Below are 9,216 nucleotides of genomic sequence, written 5' to 3'. Positions count from 1 at the left end.
ATGCACACCCTCCAGCAGTGGCCGCACCGGCAGCGGCACCGGCTCCAGGCGCAGCGCGCCCGCTTCCATCCGCGAATAGTCGAGGATGTCGTCGAGGATCTGCCGCAGCATCTGCGCCGAGTCTTCGATCACGCCGAGGATGCGTTGCTGTTCGGCGTCCAGCGGCGAATGCGCCAGCACTTCCAGCATGCCCAGCACACCGCTCATCGGTGTGCGGATTTCATGGCTCATGGTGGCCAGGAAGCGCGATTTCGCTGCTGCAGCCTGCTCGGCTTCGACCATCGCCGCGGCCAGCGCGTCGGCCTGCGCGCGCGCTTGGCTCACGTCCACCCAGTAACCACTCCAGGTTACCGCGCCTGCTTCCGTTGAATACGGGTGCGCCTGGCTGCGCACCCAGCAGGGCGCGCTTCCGTCGCGGTGGATACGGAACTCGAAGGACAGCGGGGCGAAATTGCGTGCCGCCCGTTCCATCGCACGCAGCACCTTTTCGCGGTCGTCGGCATCGATGCATGCCAGCAGCGCCTGCCCGTCCGACTCCGCCTGCTGCCGGCTGATGCCGAACATCGACTGCACATCGCCGGCAATGAAGGGGAAGCTCAGGGTGCCGTCCGCTTCGCGGCGGGCCTGGTAGACGATGGCAGGCAGGTTGTCGGTCACCTCGGCCAGGCGCTGCTCCAGCTCGCGACGGCCAGCCACTTCGCGGCGCAACCGCCAGTGCCCCAGCCCATGCATTGCCACAGCAGTGGTCAGCACCAGCAGCAGGGGAAGGCCCCAGCGCAGCAGGGTGCGCCAGTCCACTCCATCGCGGTATTCCACCGACAACCAATCGCCGCGCAGGGCCTCGCGCCGGCGCGGCCCCATCTGCAGCAGCAGGCGGTCGAAGGTGGTGGCCAATGCCGCATGGCGACGCTCCACCGCCAGCGCCAGCTGGTCGTTGAACCCGGCTGGCGCGGCCAGTTGCAGGCGCCCCGGGAAGCGGTTGCGCAGCAGCTGGTCGACCAGCGCCAGGTTGCCCACGTAGGCATCAGCCTCGCCATCTGCCAGGCGTTGCAGGGCCTGCTCGGCGCTGCGCGCGGCGACGATCTTCACCGACGGTGCCTGATGCTGCACGTAGCCACGGATGCGCTCGGGATCGGACAACAGCACGCGCTTGCCGTCCAGGTCCGACAGACCCAGCATCGACGGACTGTCAGTGCGGGTGACAATCACATTGGGAACGGTGATGAAGGGCTGGCTGAACACCCATTCCGGCCCGAGATAGTTCGAATCGGAGGGAATGCCGATCACCGCCTGCAGTTCTCCGCGACGCGCCTTCTCGCGCACCTCATACCAGTCATGGCTGTTTTCAACCTGCAGGTTGGCGCCGGCCTGCAGCAGGCGCTGCAGGTATTCGTTGGTCAGGCCACTGGGCTTGCCATTCCTGTCGGCAAACGACAGCGGCGCGGCGTTGGGCGCAAAGCCGATCTTCAAGGGTTGCTGCAGCACGCGTTTCTCGGCCTGGCTCAATGCCAGCTGCGCCGACGCCGACCACTGCGGCGGTGGCAGCCAGCGCTGCGCGAGGGCGTCACGCTGCGCTTCGCTGACGGCGGCAAGCGCCAGGTCCAGTGCTTCGGACAACGGCTGTTTGCTGTTGGGCACACCGAAATGCAACTGCTCCGGGGGCAGATCGCTGGGCCGCAGCAACGCCACACCCTTCAACCCGTTGGAGGCGATCAGTTCCGTCGCCACGTAGGCATTGCCGATGAAAATGTCGGCTTTGTCGTCTCTGACCATACGCAAGGCCGTCAGCGTGTTGTCTGCGACAAGTTGTCGTGCCCTTGGGAACCGCGCACGCACCTGCGGTCCGGTCATGAAGTCCTGCTCGACCACAACGCGCAGGCCATCCAGATCAGGTGCCTCCGAAGCACGCAGGTCCTGAGGACGTCCAACCATGGCCAGCGGTGCTTCGGCATAGGCGGCGGTATAGACCATGCAACGGGTACGCTCGGCGCTGAGCGCGATGTTCATCACCACGTCGATTTCGCCGCGACATGCCGCATCCAGCACGGAGGGCCAGTCCGCAAAACGGCGCGTCTCCACCTTCAGGCCAAGCTGCCGGGCCGAAAGCGTCAGGTAGTCCGGGCCGAGGCCCACCTGCTTCCCGTCCTGGATCGACTCAAAAGGAGGCCAGCCACTGTCATACTGTCCAACAACGACAACAGGATGTGCGGCCAGGTACTCGCGCTGCAGGGGGCTGAGCGGCAACGGCCCCGGCGTGGACGCAGGCTGGGCCAGCGCCGGCAGCGCCAGCAGGGTCGTCAACAGGATCAGTCCACGAGCCGCCCAGCTGCGCATCTGCAACGATCTCCTGGAAGTCCTGCCAGGGACCGCGACGGTCGCGGTCCGGCGTGCCGGTGGCCATACTAGAGCATGACCTTGCGCATCATCATCGCAGACGATCACCCCGTGGTCCGCATCGGTACCCGCGCCGTCATCGAATCCAGCGGCGTTGGCCGAGTCGTTGGCGAGGCCGACAACGCCCAGGCGCTGATGACCCTGCTGACGACCCAGCCCTGCGACCTGCTGGTCACCGACTACTCGATGCCTGGCAGCCCGCAGGCCGATGGCTTCGCCATGATCGGCATGATCCGCCGCCGCCATCCCGACCTGCCGGTGCTCATGCTCAGCGTCTCCAACAACCTGGCGATCCTGCGCATGGTGCTCGACAGCGGCGTGCTCGGCCTGGTCGACAAGAGTTCGTCGATGGAAGAACTGCCGCAGGCGATCCAGGCGGTCTATCGCGGCCAGTCCTACATCAGCCGCAGCCTGCGCGAGCGGGTGGAGGAAGCCGGCAGCTGGCGCATGCGCGAGGGTGACGGCAAGCCGTTGTCGCCGCGCGAAGTGGAGGTGCTGCGGCTGCTCGGCACCGGCATGACGGTCAAGGAAATCTCGCTGCAGCTGCACAAGAGCGTCAGCACCATCAGCCGCCAGAAGGGTGACGCCATGCTCAAGCTCGGGCTGAAGGGCGACGCGGAGCTGTTCGACTACCTGCGCGACGGCAGGATCTGAGACACCGTTCGCAGTTCTCTGACGGGAGGCTCCTCCCTGCCCCCTGTGATCGCCGTCGCATCTGTGCCATCATCCGCGTCGATGGGTTTTCCTATGCGAGGTCGAAGGAATCGACCGGCTCATCACGACGTTCCCCCTCATCGAGGGCGGGGCGTGTTCTGCGTTGGCCTTCCTGCCCGACGCCCGCAAACCATGGAGAGGTGCATGAAGATCCTTCCGGAATCCCGCTTGGCCCGTGTCCGCCCACGCCTGTGTGCGACGTTCGCCGGCCTGCTCGTTGCGCTGCTTGCCAGTGCCTGCACCCCCTCGCCTTCGACCGCGTCACCACAGGGCGCCACCGCGCCACGACAGGATGTTGCCCCGATGCAGAGCTCCGCCACACCCGCCACCACGGCCACCGCCACGCCCCCCGATGCCGGCAGCGTGCTGTATTTCATCTACGACGTCGACGGCGATGGCGCCGTTTCGTATGAAGTAGCCAATGGCAGTGTCGCCACCTTCTGGTTCGGCCATGCCTTCGAACTGGCCGGCACCCGCTATTACACCGGCTTTGCCTGGAACACACCGCAGAAGTACGGCAAGCCCGGCGAAGACGAAGCCGGTCCGGACAGCCAGGTCACCCTGACCGAGGCCACCTTCACCCTGACAGGCGACAAGCCGGATCGTCCCTGGGTGTTCAAGGGCGCCGAACCGTGGATCGGTACCGTCGGCGCCTATGGCACCGCGCCGGACATCGACAGCAAGCGCAAGCCGCTGGAATACCGCACTCCGGCCGGCAAGCTGGTGCTGGCGGTGCCGACCAGCACCTTCGCTACCGGTACCAGCATCGAAAGCTACACCGTGCTGGTATTCAACCCGGACTACGAGAAGTCCGAAGACGGCCAGGTCTGGGCCAGCGCGGGCACGGTGATCACCGGCGAAGACAATTCAGCCGCCTGCGACGAGGGCCAGGTGATGCCGTGCGTCAGCAACCGGGGCGCACTGGCCTTCAGCGCCGTCGCCGGCAGCGACCTGCCCACCATCACCGTCACCGCCACCGGCACCACCATTTCCGGCCCGGGCCAGACCCGTGCGCTGGGTGCGGCCGACGCGCGCCAGTACCACTACGACGCCGCCCGCAAGGCCTACGTCGAAAAGTAAGACGCACCACCCCGCAGCACCTGTTGACCGACATGTTGAAGACTCACGGATGAGTCCGGTTGGCGTATCGCGGCAAAGGCCGCTCCATCAACCCCAGAGGAAGTGTCATGGCACAACGTGACTACAGCAAAAAGGAAGTTCTCGACATCATCGAGCAGGTTGCACAGCGCAAGGGCATCGCCAGCGAGGACTTCCTGCGCTTTGCCCACATCGAGACCGGTGGCCGCTTCAACGAGCGCGCGCACAACGACAAGACCGATGCCAAGGGCCTGTTCCAGTTCCTGCCGTCGTCGGCCAGGCAGTACGGCCTGACCGGCCACGAGTACGACCCGACCCGCAACACCGAAGCGGCAGCGGAGATGTTCAAGCGCAACCTGGTGGACATGGAAAAGCGCCATGACCGCACCGGCCATCCCTACCTGTCCGGTGATGACAAGCCGAGCGGCCTTGACCTGTATCTGGCACACCAGCAGGGTGCCGCCGGCTACGGTTCGATCCAGACCGCGATCGCCACCGGCACGTTCGGCGTGGTGCGCGACGGCCACGGCGATCCGATCAACATGCGCCCGCGCATCATGGGCCAGATCGGCAGTGACGTCGAAGCGCTGACCGGGCATACGCGCGCCGAGATGCGCACGATGAATGATCGTGACCTGGCCAGCACCTTCGCCCAGTACTACGACCGCAAGTACGACGCGATCAGCATCCCGGAAAAGAACATCGCGCCGATCACCGAGGCCCAGGCGCGTCCGGCGCCGGTGCAGGCCGCACCGACGCAGACCGTGACCCCCGCCGCGCAGGCGGCCGTCGCCGCCGGTGCCGCAGCCATCGCCGCCACCGCCACGGCTGCTGCCGCCAAGCCCGATGCACCCGGCATTTCGCTGGATGCGGCCTACAACGCCGGCGTGAAGTACGACAACGTCAAGTACGCGATCAACATCGAATCCAGCCAGTACTACCGTGGCAAGGGTGTCACCGGCAAGAACGTCGAGCAAGGCTACATCGACTGCTCCGGCTGGGTCGGCACGATGCTCAACAAGACCCAAGATGAGATCAACCAGAAGGCCGGCCATGCGGTGTTCGCCGACGCCGACAAGATCAAGCTGGGCYTCGCCGGCTCCGGCGGTATCGTGCATGACGCCTACAAGGACTCCGGCGTGCTGCTCAAGCGCGACGACATCCTCAAGCCGGGTGCGCTGAAGGAAGGCATGGTGATCGGCCTGGATACGGCCAAGACCAAGCACGAGCACTGGAACGGCATCGACCACATCGTGATGGTGGTGCGAGACCCGAACACCGACAAGCTGCTGATCAGCCAGTCCACCGGCAAGCTGGGCGTGCATACCATGCCGGTGGAGGATTACCTCAAGCAGGTAAAGGACCACCCCAACTGGGAGCTGTTCGCCTCCGATCCGCTGCACCAGGCACGCGATCTGCTGGAAAACCGCAGCCAGGCGCACGAGCAGGCGCAGGCCAAGGGCGCCGCCGAGCCGAAGCCGTCCCCGCAGGAAAAGCCGCAGACCAGCAACGAAGTGCATAAGCAGGGTGCGCACGGCGAGGATGTGCGCAGGGCGCAGGAACAGCTGGGCCACCTGGGGTATGTGGGTGCCGACGGCAAGCCGCTGGTCGAGGATGGAAAGTTCGGTCGCAACACCGAGGCTGCCGTGCGCCAGCTGCAGAAGGACAACGGTCTGGCAGTGGACGGCATCATCGGCCCGAAGACGCTGGATGCGATCAAGGACGCGCGCGAGCGCCCGCTGCTCAATGACGGGCGCCATCCGCAGAACCCGATGTACAACCAGGCCGTGAAGGGCATGGAAGGCCTGCCGGCAGGCACCTTCAAGGACCGCCATGCACTGGAGGCCGCCGCCGCTGCACTGACCAAGGAAGCGCAGGCCAGCGGCATGCAGCGCATCGATTCGGTGGTGCCCAGCACCAACGGCGAGCGCATGTTTGCCGTACAGGGCACCGCCGGTGACCCGGCTGCCTGCCGCGCGGCGGTGGACACCCGTGCGGCCAGCGAGCAGAGCATGGCACTCAGCAGTGGTGCGGTGCACGGTGCACCGAATGTCCTGCAGCAGCAGGACGCCCAGCAGGAGCAGGTGAAGCAGGCCCAGCGCGCCATGGGCCACTGAGCCAGGCCAGGCAGGGGAAACCATGGGAAGGGCCGCGTACTGCGGCCCTTTTCCTTTCTGGCAGCTGAGCGGCCGCCGCGCTTTCAGCCTCGCTTCATGCCGCCTGACGCTAGATGAATGCGCAAGCCGCACGGGGATCGCGCGCAATGTTCCGGCAATGTCCGGGCACCAGCGTGGTCCCTACGGCAGCCGGGGCGCCCAGCGCCCTCCCTGCCCACCGTGGCATGCACCTCACAGGAGAACCCAACATGCTCAGCACTTCCGCACTCAGCTTCCGTGGTCTGGCGATGGCCCTGGCACTTCTTGCCGGCGTGGCCGTGGTCAGTGATGCCAGCGCGATGTCGAGGAAGGACAAGCGCACCGTGGTCGGTGCCGTCGTCGGCGGCGTGGCGGGTCACCTGATCTCCAACGGCGACCCGGCTGCCACCGTCGGCGGCGCGGTTGCCGGCGGCGCCATCGGCAACCTGACCACCTCCGACCGCCATGATCGACGCTACGACGGGCGCTATGACCGTCGCTACGATCGCCGTTATGACCGTGGCTACAACCGCGGCTATGGCTACGACCGCCGCGATGACCGTCGCTGGCAGCGCGAGCGCCATGACAACCGCTACTACCACGACCGCGGCCGTCATCGCGGCTGGTAAGCGCGCCGGCCACAGGCCGCACGTGGCGTCCCTGACGGGCGGGTCGATGACCCGCCCGTTTGCGTCTGTGGCGTCCATGGCGTTGAATGCGCAGCCTTGGATGTTCCTCTACTCACCAGCGGCCGTGGCATGACTTCTTCCCCCCATCGCGTGCAGGGCCTCAACAACGACGAGGTCGTCGCCGACTGGCCGGCGATCGACGCGCAGGAGATCACCTGGCTGCGTGGCCACTTTCCGCAGCTGGGCGCGGACAGCACGCTGCGCTGGCACAGCCCGCGTCCGTTGTCGGCCGCGGCCATCGTCGACGGCACCGGCGGTCCGGTCTTCATCAAGCGCCACCACCACAGTGTGCGCAGCGCTGGAAGCCTGGAAGAAGAACACCGTTTCATCGCGCATCTGGCAACTGCCGGCATGCCGGTGGTGCAGGTGCTGGCCAGCAACGACGGCCGCACCGCACTCGAACACGGCCCGTGGACCTACGAACTGCATGCGGTGGGCGCCGGCAAGGACCTGTATCGCGAACTGCCGTCATGGTCACCACTGACCGACATCGCCCAGGCACACCAGGCAGGAAGAATGCTGGCCACGCTGCACCGCGCGGCCGCCAGCTACCACGCCCCGCAGCGCGGCACCCATCTGCTGGTGGCACGCGACGACCTGATCCGCGCCGATGACCCGATCGCCGCGCTGAACGCCGACCTCGGCAACCGCCCCGGGTTGGCCCGCTACCTGGCGCGCATTCCCTGGGAAGAACAGCTGCGCCGCGATGTGCTGCCGTGGCACCACGGCCTGGCCGCGCGCCTGCAGGACGAACCGCGGCTGTGGGCGCACAACGACTGGCACGTCTCCAACCTGCTGTGGAACGACGACGGCACGATTGCCACGGTGCTCGATTTCGGCCTGGCCTCGCCCACCAGCGCGCTGTTCGACCTGGCCACCGCGATCGAACGCAACGCGGTGGCCTGGCTGCAGCTGGAGCGCGGCACCGATGCTGTTCGCATCGACATCGCCCTGGCCCTGCTGGACGGCTATCGGCAGGAACTGCCGCTGTCGCCCACCCGCGTGCACCTGCTGGCCGACCTGCTGCCGATGGTGCATTTCGACTTCGCTCTGTCCGAAGTGGAGTATTTCGAGGGCGTCACCGGATCGACCGCGAACGCCGATGTGGCCTGGCAGCCGTTCATGCTCGGGCATCCGGCGTGGTTCGCCACGGCCCCCGGCCAGGCCCTGCTGGCGGCCCTGCACGCCGCCGCGTGAGCCGCGAGCCACCAAACACCCGGGGTACTCAGTAGACCGACGCCATGCGTCGATGATGCGCTCGGCCGGGGTCAGATCCCTTTCCGCTGGAAAGGGATCTGACCCCGGCTGAAGGGCGGTAGCTCGCAAATCCGTACCATTTGTAGTGAAATGGTCACCTGAAGCGGGGGTGCCTGGATCTGCCAGGCTGAGAGAGTCCCTTGGAACCTGATCCGGTTTGCACCGGCGTAGGGAGCTTTGAGCCGCAGCCACACCCCCGTCATGGGCCGGTGCACCTGCGCGCCGTCGCTTCGTCTCCCTTGTTGTCTGAAGACGAATCGAATGAACCGCTGCCTGCGCCCCACCCTGCTCGCCCTCGCCCTCTGCGCCGCCCTGCCGCTGTACGCCAGCGAGGCAGGCACCGACGCTGCTGATGCGCCCTCCTCGCCCACCGAACTGGCGGCGGTGCGCGTGCAGGCCGGCAAACCGAAGGCCGACACCTCGCGCGTCAACGCCTTCGGCGGCGGCTCCTGGAAGGACACCCCCGCCTCGGTGAACGTGCTGGAGCGCGACTACCTCGACCGCCGCCAGGTGCGTTCGCTGTCCGAGCTGGCCAGCAATGATGCCTCGCTGGGCGATGCCTATGCGCCGGTGGGCTACTACCAGAACATCGCCATCCGCGGCTTCGCGCTGGATGCGGCCACCGGCTACCGCTTCAACGGCATGWCCMTCGCCGGCGARCAGCGCCTGGCGCTGGAGAACATCCAGGAAGTGCAGATCCTCAAGGGCGAAGCCGGCCTCGCGGCTGGCGTGATGGCACCCGGCGGCATCATCAACTACGTGGGCAAGCGCCCGGCGGAAGTGCGTACGGTCACCCTGGGCACCGATTCGGAAGGCTCACGCTATGCAGCCGTGGATGTCGGCCACTGGCTGACCCCGCGCTTCGGCGTGCGTCTGAACGCCGCCTGGGATGCCAGTGATTCCTACGTCGAGCATGCCGACGGTCGCCG

The 9,216-nt window shown here is 66.7% G+C and carries 7 protein-coding genes and 1 riboswitch; of the genes, 6 read left to right on the top strand and 1 reads right to left on the bottom strand.

What is annotated here, in order from left to right; genetic code table 11:
* On the bottom strand, positions 1 to 2,334 hold a 2,334-nt coding region (locus AC1VAN_RS04100; protein ID WP_480985317.1), incomplete at its 3' end, for a transporter substrate-binding domain-containing protein.
* 75 nt (positions 2,335 to 2,409) lie between these two features.
* On the opposite strand from AC1VAN_RS04100, the gene AC1VAN_RS04095 reads away from it, so the two are divergent.
* The 6 genes from AC1VAN_RS04095 to AC1VAN_RS04070 all read left to right on the top strand — a co-directional run.
* Positions 2,410 to 3,048 carry a response regulator gene (locus AC1VAN_RS04095; protein WP_442251519.1) on the top strand — a complete coding sequence of 213 codons (639 nt, stop codon included), beginning with the start codon at positions 2,410 to 2,412 and terminating at the stop codon, positions 3,046 to 3,048.
* A 204-nt stretch (positions 3,049 to 3,252) separates the two neighbouring features.
* Entirely contained in the window at positions 3,253 to 4,188 is a 936-nt protein-coding gene (locus AC1VAN_RS04090; protein ID WP_032978087.1) for a hypothetical protein, read from the top strand.
* A gap of 107 nt (positions 4,189 to 4,295) precedes the next feature.
* On the top strand, positions 4,296 to 6,323 hold the full coding sequence (locus tag AC1VAN_RS04085) for an XVIPCD domain-containing protein (RefSeq protein ID WP_480985316.1): 2,028 nt from the start codon (positions 4,296 to 4,298) through the stop codon (positions 6,321 to 6,323).
* A gap of 248 nt (positions 6,324 to 6,571) precedes the next feature.
* Positions 6,572 to 6,970, top strand: coding sequence for a glycine zipper 2TM domain-containing protein (locus tag AC1VAN_RS04080; protein WP_025875877.1), 399 nt, complete (start codon positions 6,572 to 6,574; stop codon positions 6,968 to 6,970).
* Between the two features lie 129 nt (positions 6,971 to 7,099).
* Entirely contained in the window at positions 7,100 to 8,227 is a 1,128-nt protein-coding gene (locus AC1VAN_RS04075) for a phosphotransferase enzyme family protein (protein ID WP_442251517.1), read from the top strand.
* Positions 8,228 to 8,382: 155 nt separating this feature from the next.
* A riboswitch (TPP riboswitch) is annotated at positions 8,383 to 8,478 on the top strand.
* 70 nt (positions 8,479 to 8,548) lie between these two features.
* The coding region (locus tag AC1VAN_RS04070) for a TonB-dependent receptor plug domain-containing protein (protein ID WP_480985315.1) at positions 8,549 to 9,216 on the top strand (668 nt) is incomplete at its 3' end.

Source organism: Stenotrophomonas sp. 05L44_2 (genome assembly GCF_056665995.1).
The sequence above is the reverse complement of the archived record's forward strand: the minus strand, read 5'-3'. Positions and strand labels throughout refer to the sequence as shown.

What these genes read in the sequence shown, in the direction of transcription:
- AC1VAN_RS04095 (WP_442251519.1), top strand. Translation starts at nt 2,410, where the DNA reads ATGACCTTGCGCATCATCATCGCAGACGATCACCCCGTGGTCCGCATC.
- AC1VAN_RS04090 (WP_032978087.1), top strand. Translation starts at nt 3,253, where the DNA reads ATGAAGATCCTTCCGGAATCCCGCTTGGCCCGTGTCCGCCCACGCCTG.
- AC1VAN_RS04080 (WP_025875877.1), top strand. Translation starts at nt 6,572, where the DNA reads ATGCTCAGCACTTCCGCACTCAGCTTCCGTGGTCTGGCGATGGCCCTG.
- AC1VAN_RS04075 (WP_442251517.1), top strand. Translation starts at nt 7,100, where the DNA reads ATGACTTCTTCCCCCCATCGCGTGCAGGGCCTCAACAACGACGAGGTC.